Annotated in this window: 14 protein-coding genes; 4 read left to right on the forward strand and 10 right to left on the reverse strand. The window is 42.6% G+C overall.

Annotated features, from left to right (window positions below; all coding sequences use genetic code 11):
- Window positions 1-8: 8 nt before the first annotated feature.
- The 7 genes from MHH46_RS23825 to MHH46_RS23855 form a co-directional block, all read right to left on the reverse strand.
- The gene (locus tag MHH46_RS23825; RefSeq protein WP_076191978.1) at window positions 9-1,832 is read right to left on the reverse strand and encodes an ABC transporter ATP-binding protein; all 1,824 of its coding nucleotides are present in this window, start codon (window positions 1,830-1,832) and stop codon (window positions 9-11) included.
- On the reverse strand, window positions 1,829-4,012 hold the full coding sequence (locus MHH46_RS23830) for an ABC transporter ATP-binding protein (RefSeq protein WP_076191980.1): 2,184 nt from the start codon (window positions 4,010-4,012) through the stop codon (window positions 1,829-1,831). Before MHH46_RS23830 ends, MHH46_RS23825 begins: the two co-directional genes overlap by 4 nt.
- A gap of 83 nt (window positions 4,013-4,095) precedes the next feature.
- Window positions 4,096-4,530, reverse strand: coding sequence for a MarR family winged helix-turn-helix transcriptional regulator (locus MHH46_RS23835; RefSeq protein WP_076191982.1), 435 nt, complete (start codon window positions 4,528-4,530; stop codon window positions 4,096-4,098).
- A gap of 239 nt (window positions 4,531-4,769) precedes the next feature.
- Window positions 4,770-6,983, reverse strand: coding sequence for an MMPL family transporter (locus MHH46_RS23840; protein ID WP_076191985.1), 2,214 nt, complete (start codon window positions 6,981-6,983; stop codon window positions 4,770-4,772).
- A gap of 152 nt (window positions 6,984-7,135) precedes the next feature.
- Window positions 7,136-7,786 (reverse strand): response regulator transcription factor, encoded by a 651-nt coding sequence (locus tag MHH46_RS23845; RefSeq protein ID WP_076191987.1) that lies wholly within the window; start codon window positions 7,784-7,786, stop codon window positions 7,136-7,138.
- Window positions 7,783-8,997 (reverse strand): sensor histidine kinase, encoded by a 1,215-nt coding sequence (locus tag MHH46_RS23850; RefSeq protein WP_076191989.1) that lies wholly within the window; start codon window positions 8,995-8,997, stop codon window positions 7,783-7,785. The genes MHH46_RS23845 and MHH46_RS23850 overlap by 4 nt, the downstream gene beginning before the upstream one ends.
- Window positions 8,990-9,550, reverse strand: a complete 561-nt coding sequence (locus MHH46_RS23855; RefSeq protein ID WP_076191991.1) for a TetR/AcrR family transcriptional regulator — start codon at window positions 9,548-9,550, stop codon at window positions 8,990-8,992. Before MHH46_RS23855 ends, MHH46_RS23850 begins: the two co-directional genes overlap by 8 nt.
- Before the next feature lie 131 nt (window positions 9,551-9,681).
- Here MHH46_RS23855 and MHH46_RS23860 point away from each other — a divergent pair, with 131 nt between their 5' ends.
- The 3 genes from MHH46_RS23860 to MHH46_RS23870 are packed head-to-tail and all read left to right on the forward strand — an operon-like array spanning window position 9,682 to window position 12,460.
- Entirely contained in the window at window positions 9,682-10,359 is a 678-nt protein-coding gene (locus tag MHH46_RS23860; RefSeq protein ID WP_076191993.1) for an SDR family oxidoreductase, read from the forward strand.
- Window positions 10,356-11,750 (forward strand): MFS transporter, encoded by a 1,395-nt coding sequence (locus tag MHH46_RS23865; RefSeq protein WP_076191996.1) that lies wholly within the window; start codon window positions 10,356-10,358, stop codon window positions 11,748-11,750. The genes MHH46_RS23860 and MHH46_RS23865 overlap by 4 nt, the downstream gene beginning before the upstream one ends.
- Window positions 11,747-12,460 carry a DsbA family protein gene (locus tag MHH46_RS23870; RefSeq protein ID WP_076191998.1) on the forward strand — a complete coding sequence of 238 codons (714 nt, stop codon included), beginning with the start codon at window positions 11,747-11,749 and terminating at the stop codon, window positions 12,458-12,460. The genes MHH46_RS23865 and MHH46_RS23870 overlap by 4 nt, the downstream gene beginning before the upstream one ends.
- A gap of 94 nt (window positions 12,461-12,554) precedes the next feature.
- On the opposite strand, the gene MHH46_RS23875 is transcribed toward MHH46_RS23870, so the two are convergent.
- From MHH46_RS23875 to MHH46_RS23885, 3 genes are all read right to left on the reverse strand, one after another.
- The gene (locus MHH46_RS23875; protein ID WP_076192000.1) at window positions 12,555-14,813 is read right to left on the reverse strand and encodes a beta-glucosidase; all 2,259 of its coding nucleotides are present in this window, start codon (window positions 14,811-14,813) and stop codon (window positions 12,555-12,557) included.
- Between the two features lie 144 nt (window positions 14,814-14,957).
- On the reverse strand, window positions 14,958-16,043 hold the full coding sequence (locus MHH46_RS23880) for a phosphotriesterase (protein WP_076192002.1): 1,086 nt from the start codon (window positions 16,041-16,043) through the stop codon (window positions 14,958-14,960).
- 22 nt (window positions 16,044-16,065) lie between these two features.
- Window positions 16,066-17,553, reverse strand: coding sequence for a carboxylesterase/lipase family protein (locus MHH46_RS23885; protein WP_076192004.1), 1,488 nt, complete (start codon window positions 17,551-17,553; stop codon window positions 16,066-16,068).
- A 160-nt stretch (window positions 17,554-17,713) separates the two neighbouring features.
- Here MHH46_RS23885 and MHH46_RS23890 point away from each other — a divergent pair, with 160 nt between their 5' ends.
- A complete protein-coding gene (locus tag MHH46_RS23890) occupies window positions 17,714-18,259 on the forward strand; it encodes a TetR/AcrR family transcriptional regulator (RefSeq protein WP_076192006.1) in 546 nt (181 codons plus the stop codon).
- The last annotated feature ends 5 nt before the right edge of the window (window positions 18,260-18,264 follow it).

An 18,264-nucleotide genomic window follows, 5' to 3' on the forward strand; every position in this document is an offset into this window, starting at 1 on the left:
AAATTCTTTTAGAGATAATCCGCGATCATCTCCGGTTGATCAAACTGGCTATTATACAGGTTCGCATAGAACCCGCCCTTCCTCAGCAATTCATCATGCGTGCCTTGTTCAACGATGTCACCTTGATCCATGCAAAGGATCATATCAGCATTCCGAATTGTGGACAACCGGTGTGCAATAATAAAGCTGGTCCGGCCTTCCATAAGTTTATCCATCGCCTTTTGAATCAAAACTTCCGTTCTTGTGTCCACAGAACTGGTCGCCTCATCCATAATGAGCACTCTCGGATCAGCCAGAATGACCCTTGCTATCGTAAGTAATTGCTTCTGGCCTTGTGATACGTTGCTCGTCTCCTCGTTTAATTCCATCAGATAACCTTCAGGCAGAGTCCTTACAAAATGATCGACCTGAGCTTCCTTGGCGGCCTCAATAACTGCTTCATTCGATGCGTTTAAGTTTCCATAACGGATATTATCCATAATTATACCATTGAACAGCCATGTATCCTGCAAGACCATGCCAAACTTGCCGCGGATATCCTTCCGTCTGAATTCAGCCTGATCATTCCCGTCAATAAGAATCCTCCCGTCGTCCAGCTCGTAGAATCGCATCAGTAACTTGACGATTGTTGTTTTCCCTGCTCCCGTCGGGCCAACAATCGCAATGCGCTGTCCCGGCTTAACATCCAGTGAAAAGTTTTTAATAATCGGCTTCCCCTTCTCATAGCCAAACTTTACGTGCTCGAATTGGATATTACCCTGAATCATTACTTCATCCACGGGTATAAAGGCTTCTTCCTCTTCTTCTTCTTCCTGATTCAAAAAATCAAACACGCGCTCTGAAGCGGCAACCAGCCGTTGGAGTTGGCTTGATAAATTCGCCAACTGCATGATTGGCTGGGAAAAATTCCTCACGTATTGAATAAAGGCCTGAATATCGCCAATGCTCACTTTTCCGTTAACAGCCATCGACCCACCAGCGATGCAAATCAAGACATATCCGAGATTACTTATGATCATCGTAATTGGCATCATTAAACTGGAGTAGAACTCAGCTTTTTTCGCATATCCAGCAAGCTTTATATTCTCCGCATCGAATTGCTTCAGTGCTTTCTTCTCGCCGTTAAAAGCTTTCATAATCATGTGGCCGCTGTACGTCTCCTCTACATGTCCGTTGACACGCCCGAGAAACTCTTGTTGATGCCGAAAATGCTTTTGTGACACCCGAACAAGAAGCATAACGAAAAACAGCGAGACGGGCACTGTCACAACAGTGATTAGCGTCAGTTGCCAGTTAATTGTCAGCATCATCACCACAACTCCGATGACCGTAGCCATGGAAGTGAGCAATTGGGTGATACTTTGACTGAGAGTTTGTTCCATAGTATCCACATCATTCGTCATTCTGGACAAGATATCTCCTTGACTATTACGCTGAAAATATCCAAGAGGCATACGATTGATCTTGGTCATGACTGCGTTACGGAGATTATACGAAATCTTAGTTGCAAGATCAGCCATCAAGTGTCCCTGAAAATAGCTAAATAAGGCCCCAAGTACATACAAACACGCTAACGAAAGCACGATTCTACCGATAAAGTGAAAATCGATTGTACTGGAAACCTCTTGCATATTCGATGAAATGCCCGTCACAAGTTCATCCGTCGCCTTAGCAAGTATTTTTGGTCCGACAATGTTAAATAGTGTAGCGCCTACGACAAGGAAAGCCACGGTAGTAATCCTCCAGCGAAATGGTGCCAGGTAAGTTAACAGTGTCTTCATCCCAGCCTTGAAGTTTTGGGCGGAGGGTGGGTTTAATCCGGCTTTGCTCATGCCAATGCCTCCTTCTCCAGCTGGGATTCTGCAATTTCCCGATAAGAAGCACAGGATTTAAGCAATTCTGGATGTGTTCCTTTACCAACGATCCTCCCCTTATCCAGCATGATAATTTGCTCTGCATGCTTAATCGTGCTTACACGTTGTGCAACTACCAAGACAGTCGCAGTATAAGTGAAAGGTCTAAGCGCTCTTCGGAGAGCCGCATCTGTCTTCAGATCTAGTGCTGAGAAGCTATCGTCGAAAATATAAATAGGCGCTTTCTTAATCAGTGCACGGGCTATGGCAAGCCGCTGCCTTTGACCTCCACTTACGTTAACTCCTCCCTGAGAAATTGTTGTCTTTATTCCATCCGGCATATTCTGTACAAATCCTTTCGCTTGAGCTACTTCCAATGCTTCCTCAAATTCCGACTCATCTGCAGACTCCATTCCATACCGGACATTTGAAACAATATCTCCAGAGAATAAAAATCCCTTCTGTGGAACGTAGCCTATATTAATGTGTAGCTCCTCTTGTGAATGTTCACGAATATCGATCCCATTTATTGTAATTACGCCATCAGTCACATCATAAAAACGAGGAATAAGGTTCACTAGTGTCGATTTACCTGAACCAGTTGTACCGATGAAGGCCGTCATCTGACCTGGCCATGCCGTAAAACTGATGTCTTCCAAAACCGGTTCTTCCGCATTCTTATACTGGAAGGAAACGTTCTTGAATTCTACCCTCCCTCCTTCTTCGACGTTAATTGACTTCGCATGTTTGGGATCGGAAATGCTCACTTCGGTGTCAAGTACTTCTTGAATCCGTTCCGCCGAAGCCAGTGCACGCGGGATCATCATGAACATCAATGACATGAGTAAGAAAGACATAATGATTTGTGTGGCGTACTGCATGAAGGCCATCATGTTACCAATTTGAAGTTCGGAAGTCGCTACCGCTCCTGCTCCTACCCAAATAATTAGTAGGATAATAAGGTTCATGACCAACGTCATTGCCGGAAACATGAATGCCATCGTCCGCTGAACAAACCGGTTTGTCACCTTAAGATTGCTATTGGCTTGTTCGAACCGTGTCTCTTCGTACTTTTCATTTCCAAACGCACGGATGACTAACATACCGGATAAATTTTCTCGGGTGATCAAATTCAGCTTATCGATTAATTTCTGCAGCGTCTTAAACTTCGGCATTGATAAGGAAAATAAGACAAAGACAATACCAAAGATTGAAATGACCGATACTGCGATAATCCAGCTCATTGACAAGCTACTGCGAATAGCTAGAATGATACCTCCGATGCCCATAATAGGCGCAAAGAGCAATAAACGTAGTCCCGTCAAGATCAACTGCTGAATCTGCTGCACATCGTTAGTGGTTCGAGTAATGAGCGATGCGGGTGAAAACTGTTCATACTCTACTTTTGGGAACCGGGTGACTTTCTCGAAGATGTCTCTGCGCAGCTGCATCGCAACCGACGTACCGATCCTGGATCCAAACCAGCCCACCATAATTGCTGCGAGCCCCCCGAGTAATGATACCCCTAACATTTTCATTCCAATTTCAATCATGTAAGCCCGCTGGAACTGCTTCAGATCAACACCAAGTTCGTTATAGAAAAGGCGGGTGAACGTTACTCCAATTCGAGAACTGACCAAGGAATTATCTGTTGCTGCCGAGCTGATGAAGGAGGTCAACTCACCAGAAGCTTTACGTTCTGCTAAGAACGGCAGCATGGAGTACAATTGCTCCAGTTTCAGATTTCCGTCATTAGACTCAGACTTCTCTAATGAAAGCACAAGTGCATGAACTGCGCGGGTGTAGGCCCGGTCTACGTCCTCTGAGTGCGGGTCATCCCGAATCAAGATATCCTGCTTATCTTCAGTAGGGTAACGTGCTGAGATTTCCTTGTTCGTTCCAGCCAAAACTAAAGAATATCCATCCGCAAGGATTGCTCCGTCCTGCTCGTCTAGAAAGATATTCAACAGTTCAATTCCCTCGGCACTGATCGCCTCAGGTGCTCCAGACTCAATCCCTCCCGATTGAATGCCGATATCGACCATTTCACTCATTAATCTCGGCTGACCTAAATCACAGAATACCTGAATCAGCAGAAAGGCCAGACTAACTGCCAACGTAAAGGCAAAAGGTCTTAGATAACGTAAGATAAGCTTCATACCACTCCACCTTCCTTCTCGGACAGATACAAGTTGTTCTTGCCCTTACTGTCAGGCTCCTAACAATATAGGCATGGCAATCACTAGTTCAGATTCCTCTTTAACTTTTCAGCAAGTTCAATAAATACAACTATCTCTTCTTCACTCAATCCACTGCGCAAATGGTTCTCGAATTCCTCAAATCTCTTAACGACCCGTTCGTGCATTCTATCGGCTTTCAAAGTCAGGGTCAGCTTCTTAAGCCTGGCATCATGTATCACCGGTTCACGAATAATAAGTCCGTTTCGTTCCATTAACTGCAGCATTCCAGTCACCGTTGCACGCCGGACATTAAAATCCTTCTCAATATCCCGCTGAAACACAGCACGATTCCGATTGGCTTTTAAGTAACCAATGATCCAACCTTGCATGCCGGTCAAGCTCTCCTCCCCATCATCTAATGAGCCATCGTCTAATTTCCGTTTGATTAAGTTGGCCAACACCTTGATTTCAAATCCTATAGACTTAGGCGGCTTCATGCAGTCCAACTCATTCGTATATCGTGCAGTCGCATAGTCATCTTAAGCACCCACCTCCATTACGACCTATATATTTACTTTCCTTAGGGTTAAGCATAGGGGAAGTTTTCATCATTCTCTAACGATATAACGACTTTTCGAATGACGGTTTGACGACTTATTAGTTTATAAAAAGCAAAAGCACCCACCTCTTTCGAGTCGAGTGCTTTTGCTTTATTTTCGTCATGGTCAATGGGAGACTAATCCCACAAAGAGTTGGTTATTTTGTCAGATCCCTTTTTCTCAGACAACTCCTTCATGATCGCCTCACCCTCTATGTCTACATTCGGAAGGATACGGTCAAGCCATTTAGGAAGATACCAAGCTGATTTTCCTAGAATAGTCATAATAGCCGGAACAAGCATTAAGCGTACAACAAATGCATCAAACAGGATTCCGAAAGCAAGAGCAAATCCCATGGACTTGACCATTGATTCTTCAGCCAGAATGAATCCGGCAAATACAGAGATCATAATTAATCCTGCTGCCGTTACTACAGCTCCGCTGCCTTTAATTCCGGCAAGAACAGCACGGCGGGCATCACCAGTATGTTTGTATTCTTCACGCATTCTACTGACCAAGAATACCTCGTAATCCATGGCAAGACCGAATAGAACACCAACTACCATAATAGGCAGGAAGTTTAGTATGGGTCCAGTTGCATGAAAGCCGAAGATGCTCCCCATGTGACCATCTTGTATTACGAATACAAGGAAACCAAATGTTGCCACTAATGATAGAACAAAACCCAGGACTGCTTTAATAGGGATTAACAATGACCGGAATAAGAGCATTAGTAATAGGAACGCAAGCCCAACAACTACTATTGCAAATTTGACGATTGCCGCATTCAAGTGTTCTGAAATATCAATGTTAACAATGGTACTTCCTGTCTCGAATAATTGCACCTGTCCATCATTTTCTAATGTAGATGCTTTATCACGGATAAGATGAACCAGCTCTTTAGTTTCAATATCATTTGGACCTGTATTAGGGGTAACACGAATCATCTTTACTTCCCCTGAACTTCCCGGAATAGCAGGAGTGATACTTTTTACTTCCGGAACACTTTTTAATTCCTCAGTTAACTGCTCAATGGAAGCATTCAATATGTTTTCGTCATTACTTTTAGCCAAAATAACTATTGTGCTATTATAACCCGCACCAAAACCTTCCGCGATAAGATCGTAAGCACGGCGTTCTGTTTTTGATGTAGACTTTTGTGCATCATCCGGGATACCCAGGTTCATATGGAAAAAAGGTATTGCCAGCACACACAAGAAGGAAACCCCAAAAATAACAATTAACCAAGGGCGTTTAGTAACAAATCTCCCCCATCGGCTTTCCGAACCTTTTTTCTTGGAAGACCTACTAAATAATTTTAAAAACCTATTCTGCTTGTTATAACTAAACCGTTCACCTAAGACCCCGAATATTGCAGGCATTATTATAATTGCAACTAAAACGGCTGCTATAACACTAAATGCACTTGCAATACCCATTGTTGTTATAAAGGGGATTCTAGCTACAGCAAGACCTCCCAGACCAATAACGACAGTAATTCCCGCGAATACAACAGAGGTTCCAGCCGTAGCATTTGAGATTGCAGCTGACGTTTCCACATCATACCCTTCTCCGAGTTGTTGGCGGAATCGAGAAATCATAAGCATAGCATAATCAATTCCTACAGCTAACCCTAACATTACTGCTACCGATATAGAGTTTAATGACATGTCCATCACATTTGAACTAATTAATATACACATTATCCCTATCAATAGGCTTACCAGTGCGGTTATGATAGGGAAAATGCCGGTTAGAAAAGAAGCGAATGTAATTGACAAAATAATAAAGGCAACAAGAACACCTATGGTTTCGGTAGGACTAACTCCGGCGCTAGTTGTTATCAAACTTGCATATCCCGATCCTGTTAGCTCAGCTTGCCATCCTTCATTACGCATAGATTCTGTAATGTGGATTAGAGCGTTTTTGGATTCGTCAGAAACATCCGGTTGCATGTACGTAATTATCGCATATCCTATGTTATTCCCAGGACTTAACGTCATACTTTCATAAGGATCAGAAATCCCTTTTACTTCAGAATCGCTAGCAATCTCCTTCAAATACTTTTGAATAAATTGTTTTTCCGGTTCAGTTGTAAGATTCGCCTTGTCCGGAGCTTTAAACACGAGTTGAATCTGACCACCTTCCTCAGCAGGCGCCGGAAATTCAGTACTCAATAATTTCATGGCATCTTCTGACTTTAAACCAGGTATTGACATCTCTGAACTAAATGAGGGTCCTAAAGATATTGCTATACCAACAAGTAATAATAAAACAACTAAACCACCTACAAGGACTTTTATACTATTCTTCGCGGACCATGATCCCAGTCGAAATAAATACTTCGCCACTCAACAACCACCCCTTTATTTAAACATAAATATATTTTAGATAATTCAGCATGTGATTACATCGTACCAATAGGCAGAAGTACATGTACCTTTGGGCAATTCCACACAGAAACAAAAAAAACCAGAAAGATATTACTCCTTCTGGATTTTAACTAATTTAAATGTATCATCTTTTTTTCTAGTGCAACTGCAACAGCTTTAGATCTGGAATCAACTTCAAGCTTACTATAAATGCTTGTTAAATGTGCTTTTACGGTTCGTTCTGAGATCCCAAAATCAAACGCAATTTCTTTACTTTTATATCCTCTCGCAACTAAACGCAGAATTTCCAATTCTTTAATTGTTAATACATTCTCTTCCTCTGCAACGGGAGATAACTTTTCTTTGGTTATGGATATTAATTTTGTCATCATATCTGATAGTAGAATAGTATCACCAACAATGGCTGATTCAATTACGCGAAATAAATCCACACTTGTTGTATCCTTTAGCAGATAACCCTTTGCACCTAGATTCAATGCCTCTAGCATCAAATCACCTTCGTCATATGTGGTTAAAATAATAATTGGTATAGAAGAACCTTTGTCTTTTAGAACCTTCATAACTTCTATTCCATCCATAACCGGCATCCTTAAGTCCATTAGCACTGCATCAGGTAAAAGCTCTGTTACGAGTCTTAGAGCCTCGACACCGTTGACTGCCTCACCAATAACCTCAAACTTATTTGTCGTTTCCAAGATCAATTTTATGCCTTCCCGCACGACACTGTGGTCATCAACAATTAATATCTTGTAGGGTTTCATTCATTTTCTCCTTCAAATATTGGAACCTTCACTCTTACAAGGGTTCCGCTATTATTACTTGTTATTTCTACTGATCCTCGTAACAACTTTGCCCGTTCTTGTATTCCTAATAACCCGTAATGTCCCTTTTGTTCTACAATTTTTTCCATAATGAAACCTTCACCATCATCTTTAACTTCGATCACAAGAAAATCATTTGAGACCTCAGCACTAACCCAGACATTTGTAGCATTAGCATGTTTAAGAATGTTTATCATACATTCGCTTATTATCAACAAGATATTCTCGGTTAAATTCTTCGATAATTTATGATCCACCTTGAGATTTACAGAAACCTTGATCCCTGTTGAACTGATAAAGCGATCGATCTCATCTCTAACTTCTTCAGAAAAACTCTTCTCGTTAAATTCTGGTTTGAGACGTAAGTTATCTATCGCTTTACGTGCATCCTTCAAAATACTGCGAGCCTGATCTGTGGAACGCAGAGAAATTTCTTGTGCCCTATGAATATTTCCGTTTGTAATAAAAGAGCCTATAGCTTCTAACTGCATGATTAATCCGGCAACGCCTTGTGCCATTGTATCATGTAAGTCACGAGCCATCCGTTGTCTTTCATTCGCTAGTGTTAATTCCTCAACCTTCATGTATGCAGCCTCCAGTTCATGCAAATATTTTTGCGTCCGCAATCGTGAATGTACTTGCTGAAAAAACAGACCTGTATATGCTGACACGACAATAATTAACAATAAAAAAGGAGCAAGCACTAAAGTTAGGTTGTGAAATTCCCCTACGCAGACTAATACATTAATAAATATAGTTATACTTAAGGCAATGACCAGTATGGTTTTTCTTTTATTATAGTAGAATCCAATACTCTGCCCCACCAGGACAGGTAGTAAACCCACTAATATAGTTACAGCAGCTGAAGGCATAAGAATTGAGCTAATTGAAATTAATGAACCTTGCAGGATAAAAAAAGACCATGTATATCGCTTAGCAAAAAGAGCTGATTCCCAGTTTACATAAAGAAAAATAATGAATAATGCACTGAAAATTAAATACTCTGCTAAATGAAATTCCCTTATGCTCTGAATAGTTGTCGAACCATAAACCAGCGAGGACCAAATGAGTACCGGTATTCTAAAATCATTCATGGTTTGGATAAATGAGGTTGTTTCACGATTACCATAGAATTTTAGCAAATTAAACATTAGGCAATCCCCCCATAATTAAGTCAGCTACCTTCTCTGCTGCTTCCCCCAGTAGTAATCCCGTTTGGTCTGTTGCCCATAGATAACCTGCCTCATAGCTTAGAGCGGCGTAAATCCGTGCATAGAATGTGCGATCTTCTTGCTCATATATATTTGCTAAACACTTTTCCAAGTGACTGCGTAAAGTATCAATCATTCGGGAACGCAGCTGTGGAATTTTGCTTTCATAATTGCCTTTGCAGGTGTTGTTTATCTGTTCATAATACTCAAACACTGCATAAACAAGTTGATTAATTTTTTCTTTATTGAATAGATAGACATCCTTTGTATGTAATTGTACCATCTGTGCAGCGGACTCCCCGATTACTTCATCCAATACTTCATATTTGTCCAGAAAATGAGCGTAAAATGTAGCCCGATTTACATTAGCACGTTCACTTATTTCAAGAATCGTTATTTTTTCAATACTTTTTTTACTGGCAATTGCTAAAAACGCTTCAATTATTGCCTGCCTTGTTCCAGTCTTCCTGATATTCTTGACTTTTATGGTCATAAATAACTCTACAACTCCCTATCTCCACATATATGGATTATTGTTGGTTGCTTAGTAAGACAGCAACTTATAGACTTGACTTAAAACGACATGAGTTGTTTTAAATATATCAAAGGAAGGTGAGGTTATCCATGAAAACCATTGCCATTGTCGGAGCCGGTCCCGGCCTAGGATTATCTATTGCCAAAAGATTTGGTAAACAACAGTTCAAAGTAGCTTTAATTGCCCGCAACGCCGATAAATTGGCAGCAATCATTCAAGAACTTAATAATATGGACAATCAAGCCAAGTTTTACTTAGCTGATATCAGCCAGTTGACCCAATTAAAGCGAGCACTTGGTGAGGTGAAAAGCGATTTTGGCGGAATTGACGTACTGGAATTCAGCCCGTCCGCAGGCCTTGAAACTTACAAACATATACTGGAGACTACACCGCAAAGCGTCTTGGAGTACGTAAACGGCTATTTGCTTCCAGCCATTCAATGTGTAAATGAAGTACTACCTGAAATGCAACAAAAAGGCGAAGGATCCATTCTTTTCTCTAGCGGGGTGTCTGCGCAATATCCACTCCCCTTTCTCGGTAATGGGAGTGCCGTTATGGCCGCATTACGAAATTATGCATCCAATCTGCATGAGACATTGAAGGTTAACGGGGTCTATGTAGGCTTCTTGGCCATAGGAACCCTAATTAAACCTGGAACAGAAGGAGATCCGGATTTGATTGCAGAGGCTTGGTATGAGCTGTATCGCAACAAAGATAAGTTCGAAGAAACTTTCCCTAAAGATTTCAAGCCTGTTCAAGAATTATGACGGAACATCAAATTGCAATAGAGAGTAAGCAGAAAGAGCGGCTTCTGCTGGTCTTGATGGCCACTTTGATTTTATCTGTGATGAATGCTGCCATGTTTAATGTCGCACTACCGCAAATGCGCGAAGAGTTCGAACTGACAGCTTCTCAAGTCAGTTGGGTAATGACTGGTTTCACATCTTTATATGCTATTGGAACAGTGGTATTTGGAAAGCTTTCTGACCGATTCAGGTTAAGAAATTTATTAACCATCGGATTGCTTTTTTTTGCCGGCGGTTCACTGATTGGACTTTTCTCCACCAATTTTTCAACCGTCATTGCCGGAAGGATCTTGCAGGCAGCAGGTGCGTCTGTCATTCCGGCAGCAGCTTTAATCATTCCTGTTCGCTATTATGAGCCAAAGAATCGGGGACATGCACTCGGCATGGTTTCGATGGGATTAGCGATCGGAACTGCTGTCTCGCCAATTGTAGGAGGCTTTATTGTTCAGACCTTCCACTGGCGGGTACTCTTTGGCCTTACTCTTATAGTTCTTGTTGCATTACCATTTTTCCGAAAATACTTGCCTGATCATCCCCCATCTAGCGGTACAATTGATGCGCTTGGGGCCGGTTTGCTCGCTGCCCTGGTTGCTTTCTTACTATTAGCGATAACTTGGAGTAACGGCTGGTTAACGCTAGCCGGAATTCTTATGCTTTTGTTGCTTATCTGGAGATTGACTAAGGCGAAAACTCCATTTATTCAACCGGCACTTTTTGGCAATAGGCGTTATGTTACAGCGCTGGTCATCGGTTTTTTGAATGCGGCGGTGGTAATGGGAGTCTCATTTGTAATACCGCAATTATTGACCGAGTTGAACGGACTATCTCCAGGTATGGTTGGTTTTGTGGTGTTTCCAGGAGCATTCATCTCCGCGGTGTTTGGAAAAAGTGCAGGTAAGCTAGCCGACCGCCATGGAAATCCGCTACTTGTGAGTCTGGCTATGACTCTGATGTTTCTCTGCTTCTTCCTGCTGTCGCTTATGGCAGGTGCAGATCCTTGGGTAGTAGCCTTAATTCTGATTGCCGGAAGTGTTGGTCAGGTTTCTATGCAGTTTGGTCTATCTAATACCGTCTCACGAACATTAACACAGGAACAGGTCGGCATCGGCATGGGGCTTTTTTCTATGATAATGTTTCTCTCAGGAGCAATGTCGACGGTTATTATTGGTAAGATTATTGATTACGGGGATTCCTCACTGACCTTGAATCCGCTGCATCTGTATGCCTCTGGAACGGTGTACAGCAATATCTGTGCAGGTATGGCCGTAGTTGTATTAATCGTGTCTTTATTATACTTTTGGCATTTTGGACGTACAGGTAATAAGAATTGGCAGAGGGGGGAGCAATTATGAAAGTGGAAATATGGTCGGATTTCGCATGTCCGTTTTGTTATATAGGAAAGCGCCGATTTGAAGAGGGACTGAGCAAGTTTCTGCATAATGAACGAGTAGACATCACGATAAGAAGCTTTCAACTGGATCCCCATGCATCACTTGACGGCAACCCTAGCACATACGAATTGATGGTACAAAAAATGGGAATGTCTAACGAACAGGCCTCGGCAAGTGTAAATCATATGATACACCTGGCAGAATCGGCTGGACTTGAATATCATCTTGACAAGACGATACGAACTAATACATTTGATGCACATCGACTGATGCATTTTGCTTCCGTTCAAGGGAAGCAACTGCAAATGACCGAACGGCTAATGAAAGCCTATTTTACTGATACCTTGCATATAGGTCGTCACGAGGTACTGGCTGAATTAGCGGTTCAAGTAGGCCTGAATCGCGATGAATCGCTCAGAATACTGAAAGGCGAGGATTATACCACAGAAGTCCGTAACGATACTAAAATGGCAACAAAAGTCGGTGTACGCGGTGTTCCATTCTTTCTGATCGCAGGAAAATATGCAATATCCGGTGCACAGACATCAGATGTTTTTCTACAAGAGCTGGAACAAGCATGGACAGATGTACAATCAGTAGAGAATTCTCAGGCTTCTTCAGACATTTGCACTGCAGAAACAGGATGTGAATTGCCTGAACACAATTCTTGAACCGATGCGACATCCTGAATGTTAATTGTTAAGAGGCAGCTCCCTTCGGCTGCCTCTTAACTTAATGTCTATTAAATAGTTTGCTTACCGTTTTTTAATTATTTAATTTCTCGAGCATATCATCCAGCATTTCTTCAGTGAAATCAGCTCCACTGAAATTGAGTAGTGCGTGCAGCGGGATCCCGTTCATCATAGCCTGAAGCATTTCTGAACTGAAAGCATTCTCGTCCATTCCATTTCTGGATTGACTCGAAAGAATTGCTTGAACAATCTGCGCAGCATCCGGATCTGCCATCAAATCACCGACCGTTGAAGTTCTAGTGTAGCTTTTCGGAAGAGAAACTGTAGACTCCACATATACGGATTCTGTCAGTATAATGTCCTTAGAGGACATTCCGATCAAGAGATTGAACTCCCCCGTTTCAACATGCCAATCTTGCAATTTGATATTATAATAAGCGAAGGCGCGCTTTCCAAGTGTGAAGGACACGGTTTTAGTTTCTCCTGGTTTTAGTTCAACCTTTTCAAAGCCCTTCAATTCTTTTGCCGGACGAATAACGCTACTCGCCACGTCATGTACATACAGCTGAACGATCTCTTTACCCGTCATATTACCTGTATTTTTCACTTGTAGTGTAACGTTGACGAAATCAGTATCCTTCAATGTTTTGTTGCTAACCGTAAGGCCAGTATATTCAAAGCTTGTGTAGCTTAAGCCAAAGCCGAATGGGAAGAGCGGTTCAATCTTCTTCATATCATAATAGCGATATCCGATAAATAAGCCTTCCTTGTATTCCACTCTATCGCCTTCCCCTGGAAAATTCAGATGGGACGGATTATGTTCCAGTATCATTGGGAAGGTCTCAGCCAGCTTGCCGGACGGGTTAACATCACCGAATAGCAAGTCGGCGATCGCTCCGCCAAGTGCTTGACCACCCAAATACGCCTCTAGCAGCCCTTTCACCTTACAAAGCCATGGCATCTCGACAGGAGAGCCATTACTCAGTACGACAACGAGATTCGACTGCACTGTAGAAATAGCTTCTATTAGAGCAATTTGATTTGCTGGAATACGCAAGTGCGTACGATCATAGCCTTCAGACTCGTATCGCTCCGGCAATCCAATGAACATAATAGCCACGTCCGATGCCTGAGCCAAATGGATCGCCTCTGCTTCCAAGCGCTCGTTTACCTCATCGCTCGCAATCTCATAACCTTGCGCATACATGACCGCTGCGCCGCCTGCAGATTTTTTAAGCTCCGCGGCGATATCGTCTAACTTAGTAGGATTTACATGAGAGCTGCCGCCACCCTGATAACGTGGAGCTTTTGCAAGCTCGCCGATAACCACTATGTTTCCTTCCTTCTTAAGTGGCAGAATACAATCCTCATTCTTAAGTAGCACCATGCTTTCTCTCGCTACTTCCCGAGCCAGTTGGTGATGATCCTCCACACTATAAGAAGCATTTGGTTTTTTATTGTCAACGGCTTTGAAGATGACCTTGAGTAGACGACCCGCTGCTCGGTTGAGTGCCTCTTCAGTCAAAGAGCCATTGCGTACTGCCTCTATAATCTTATTGTCTCCCTTACCGTTGCTGGACGGCATTTCGAGTTCCAGGCCTGCTGCAAGTCCGCGGACTCTCTCGTTGACAGCCCCCCAATCAGAAACAACAAATCCTTCGTGCCCCCATTCTTCCTTCAAGATATCCGTTAGCAATCGATGGTTTTCCGAAGCGTAATCTCCATTCACTTTGTTATAGGAGCTCATCACTGTCCATGGCTGCGCCTTTTTCACAACCCCTTCAAAGCTTGCCAAATAGATTTCCCTCAACGCACGTTCGTCCACCTCCGCACTGACAGACATTCGGCGATATTCCTGATTGTTGACTGCAAAATGTTTCAGCGATGTTCCCACACCCTGGCTTTGTACTCCCTCAATATGGCCGGTCGCGATCTCGCTTGATAGGTACGGATCCTCAGAAAAGTATTCAAAGTTTCTGCCGCAAAGCGGCGAGCGTTTCATATTGGCACCCGGTCCTAGCAGAATTGAAATGTCCTCTGCCTGACATTCCTCCCCAAGTGCAATTCCTACTTTACGGGTCAGTGACACGTCCCATGAGCAAGCCAGACCTGCTGCGGACGGAAAACAAGTGGAGGGCAAGCTGCCATGTAACCCCAAGTGATCTGCAGGTCCCTCCTGCTTCCGCAATCCGTGAGGTCCGTCTGTCATCATGATGGACGGGATTCCCAATCGTTCAATCGGCTTCGTTTGCCAGAAGTTTAATCCAGAACACAGACCCGCTTTCTCTTCTAAAGTCATTTCCGAAATCAATTGTTCAATATTTCTTTCCATGATTCGTCCCTCCTGGTTATAATCTTTAAGTTGTGCTGCTGCTTCACAACTAACTTTAATGTTAAAAAAAGACCTTAAATCCCGTGGAATTTAGGACTAAGACCCGTGCTACCCTTTTCTGTGAAGATTATATTCATTAGCAGGTTAATATGATAAGAGCTTTGCCGGATTCTCAACGGTGATTTTCTGGATTTCTTCGCCAAGACCGAACTGGTGCAATTGTCCGAGCATCTCCGGGAACCGGGTATATCCATAGGAACCGGCAGTTTTGCCATACGCCTTCGTTATACAATCATGCCCACAGACAATCTGAGAACCATAGCCTTTTTTTAATAAAGCAACCAAGCCCTTCACCCGGTCATAATCATCCGGAAGCGTTGTTACAAATGTCCCCCAGGAATCGAAGCCTATATATACTCCATGATCTAGAATCTTCTCAAGATACTCCGTATTAACGTTTCTTCCCATTTCAGGACTACTCAGATATACATTATTCTCACAGCCTCTACGCAAAAACTGGTCCTGGTGCATCATTAACAATCTGTCAGGATTCATTCCGCATTCCTTAAGAGCCACATCCACAACCTCGTATAGATGTTCATTTGTCATTGGATAGCCCGTATGAACATGAACGGAAAGACCTGTTTCATTAGAGAGTCTTGCTTGTGCACGAAGCGCATCTAATTCACTCTTGTCGATGGAACCATCTTCATTGATCGCATTCACCGCGCATTTCAAAAAGCCAGGTTTAACATCGGTGCCATCGATACCTTCTTCAACTTCCTTTTTGAATACTTCGTACATAAATATATCGTCTTTGCCGATATATTCATCCGGACGGGCGGCTGCAACATAAATTCCGGTACATGTAACAAGGTGGATTCCGCTCCGCTCGGCAGCTTCCTTCAACTGCCCGGCTGGAGCCCTCAATCCTATTGGAGATGCATCAACGACAGCTTGACCTCCAATCTTTTGGAATGCGTTGAATTCAGCGACTGCGAAATCAATATCTCCGGCCAATGAACAATCATCTGAAAAAATGGACATTCCCTGTCTTAAGCCCGCCAGATTTTCCATACGAAGCTCCAGCATATAATCAGGTATTCTGCCCTTAAAGTGCATAACCTGTCTATTTAACAAGGAAGCGTCTGCAAGCACATGCTCATGCATCGTGGTATACCCTAATTCGACCGGTTTAATATCCCCTAGCACGGTTGTAATTTTTTTCATGTGGTTATGCTCCTTAAATACCTTATTCTTGATCATAAGGTAAGCCGATTTCGTCCCATATTGCGAATACTTGTTCACTTAATCGCACATCCCTGTTGGATGGCTCGAGGTCAAAGATATGCAGCGGACTGTTCTTACCTTCATATTTCGGCCATTCAATGGATCCGCCATTCGGATTACCCGTCTTAGCGAAATTCAGCCAAGCTCCATTAATCTGGTCACGGATAGCTTCCAGCTGATCCTGCGGTGTTCCTTTCGTGGCATAAGAGAAATAACCTCTATCCAGAGTATCAAGTGCGAAGGGAATCTCAGCTGCATGAACAGCACCCATATTAAGCTGCTGATAAGCAACAGGCACAAAATCAAAGCGATACATCCACACATTACCGTGGTTTACCTGATTGTCTGCACAGATATAGGAATGCATGGCAAAGAAATAATCATTAACAAAGCTGCTAAGCGCTTTACGCTCATCTTCAATATCGGAATAAGCTGCTCTGAGTTCCGGATAATACTGTTCTTTGCCGTTGTTTTTGAGCATAGTCTCAACACATTCCCAGGAAGGAAACCACCCCTGCACCACTTCGGTTGACTGAATGAAGGTATCACCCTCGTCACGATTATATCCGATAATCACATCGACGCCTTCGGCACTGCCATTCTGGATAGCGGTCCAAGGACGTTCTGGCAACAAATCATCACCGAATAAAGGACCAGGCATGTTAATTCCTGCAAATAATGTTGTGAAATCCTCATAAAACTTGCTACCCGCCTTTTTAATGATGTCAATATCCATCGTCTTAAGCTTGTAGACCTCTTCAGGCTGTAACCCGATATATTCAAGAAAACGTGGTATCACTAACTTTGTATATTCTCTGCCACCGCTGAGACGGGGAAGGCCGCTTTGTGAAATCGCTTTTTGAAACAGACCTTTTGCTGCTGGGCTTGCAAGTAAATCAAATACCGCTACTCCGCCGCCGCTTTCTCCAAAAATGGTGACATTGCCAGGATCTCCGCCGAATGCTTCGATATTTTCTTTGACCCATTTTAGTCCCTCAATATGATCGGAAATTGTACAATTTGTATCAAAGGAATCGTCGAACTGGTTAAAATCGTAATAACCGAGCGGCCCTAAGCGGAAGTTGAGATTAACACGGACCACACCGTTTGCTGCCATAGGAGCACCATCATAGCTCGGGTCGGTGTTGAAGCCATAATGAAGGCCACCGCCGTATAGCCACACAACAACAGGGAGGTTTTCAGCATTTTTGGGTGCCCACACATTCACATTAAGGCAATCTTCATCTTCACCCTCTCGGAAAGCGATAAACTGGATAGGATCATGACCGGCAACCTTACAATCTCTAACACCCTCCCACGGATCAGCCGGTTGTGCACGCTTAAAGCGCAGGTCTCCCACCGGTGCTTTACCAAACGGTATACCAAACCATGCGTTGACACCTTCTGTTTCAAAACCTTCTACTTTTCCTTTTTTGGTGTTAATAATCATAAGATTAACCCTCTCCTTAATCAATTTAAATCAACATTTGTTGACTTCGTTACATCTTTACAGTAAGTTTAATGTCATCAGTCGTCAATAAGGTGACCCAGAACGAAGGAATGAACTAGACAGAATCTACTAAAGTTGTTGATTTGAAAGGAATTATATGATGAAAACAAACAAAAAAATACTTCAAACCAAACAAGCTCTACAAAACGCACTCTGGTCTCTTATCGAACGTTTGGACATCAAGGACATTACCGTTTCCCAAATATGCAACGAGGCTCAGATCAACCGGACCACCTTTTATAAATATTATTCGCTGCCGCTAGATATCCTAACGGAATATGTGGAGGAGATGTGTGAACTATCTTTGCAACAAAACAGCGAGAAGAAGGGTACTTCTTCAGAGGAAGATATTTATCGTATGATGTTAGATATATGCCGCATTCATTATGAGAACAAACAAATTATGAAGATTTATATGGAGTTTCATAAAATTTTAATGCCTATTATTCATAAAGCATTATTGGAGAATTTAGGTGATCAGCTAAACGAATCCTCTCTAAATAAATTCATCTCTGGTGGAGTTACTGCAATTATTTATCAGTGGAGTCTGAATGATTATCAGCAATTGCCTGAAGAAATTGCCGTAATGTTGACTACTTATATTCATAGATTATCTGGAGTACCCCATGATGGATTACTTAACTAAAAAGG

Source organism: Paenibacillus sp. FSL H8-0175, from assembly GCF_045040615.1.
Classification (GTDB): Bacteria; Bacillota; Bacilli; order Paenibacillales; family Paenibacillaceae; genus Paenibacillus_AQ; species Paenibacillus_AQ odorifer.

What these genes read in the sequence shown, in the direction of transcription:
- MHH46_RS23845 (WP_076191987.1), bottom strand. Translation starts at nt 7,786, where the DNA reads ATGAAACCCTACAAGATATTAATTGTTGATGACCACAGTGTCGTGCGG.
- MHH46_RS23860 (WP_076191993.1), top strand. Translation starts at nt 9,682, where the DNA reads ATGAAAACCATTGCCATTGTCGGAGCCGGTCCCGGCCTAGGATTATCT.
- MHH46_RS23875 (WP_076192000.1), bottom strand. Translation starts at nt 14,813, where the DNA reads ATGGAAAGAAATATTGAACAATTGATTTCGGAAATGACTTTAGAAGAG.
- MHH46_RS23825 (WP_076191978.1), bottom strand. Translation starts at nt 1,832, where the DNA reads ATGAGCAAAGCCGGATTAAACCCACCCTCCGCCCAAAACTTCAAGGCT.
- MHH46_RS23830 (WP_076191980.1), bottom strand. Translation starts at nt 4,012, where the DNA reads ATGAAGCTTATCTTACGTTATCTAAGACCTTTTGCCTTTACGTTGGCA.
- MHH46_RS23850 (WP_076191989.1), bottom strand. Translation starts at nt 8,997, where the DNA reads ATGTTTAATTTGCTAAAATTCTATGGTAATCGTGAAACAACCTCATTT.
- MHH46_RS23885 (WP_076192004.1), bottom strand. Translation starts at nt 17,553, where the DNA reads ATGATTATTAACACCAAAAAAGGAAAAGTAGAAGGTTTTGAAACAGAA.
- MHH46_RS23870 (WP_076191998.1), top strand. Translation starts at nt 11,747, where the DNA reads ATGAAAGTGGAAATATGGTCGGATTTCGCATGTCCGTTTTGTTATATA.
- MHH46_RS23865 (WP_076191996.1), top strand. Translation starts at nt 10,356, where the DNA reads ATGACGGAACATCAAATTGCAATAGAGAGTAAGCAGAAAGAGCGGCTT.
- MHH46_RS23880 (WP_076192002.1), bottom strand. Translation starts at nt 16,043, where the DNA reads ATGAAAAAAATTACAACCGTGCTAGGGGATATTAAACCGGTCGAATTA.
- MHH46_RS23835 (WP_076191982.1), bottom strand. Translation starts at nt 4,530, where the DNA reads ATGAAGCCGCCTAAGTCTATAGGATTTGAAATCAAGGTGTTGGCCAAC.
- MHH46_RS23855 (WP_076191991.1), bottom strand. Translation starts at nt 9,550, where the DNA reads ATGACCATAAAAGTCAAGAATATCAGGAAGACTGGAACAAGGCAGGCA.
- MHH46_RS23890 (WP_076192006.1), top strand. Translation starts at nt 17,714, where the DNA reads ATGAAAACAAACAAAAAAATACTTCAAACCAAACAAGCTCTACAAAAC.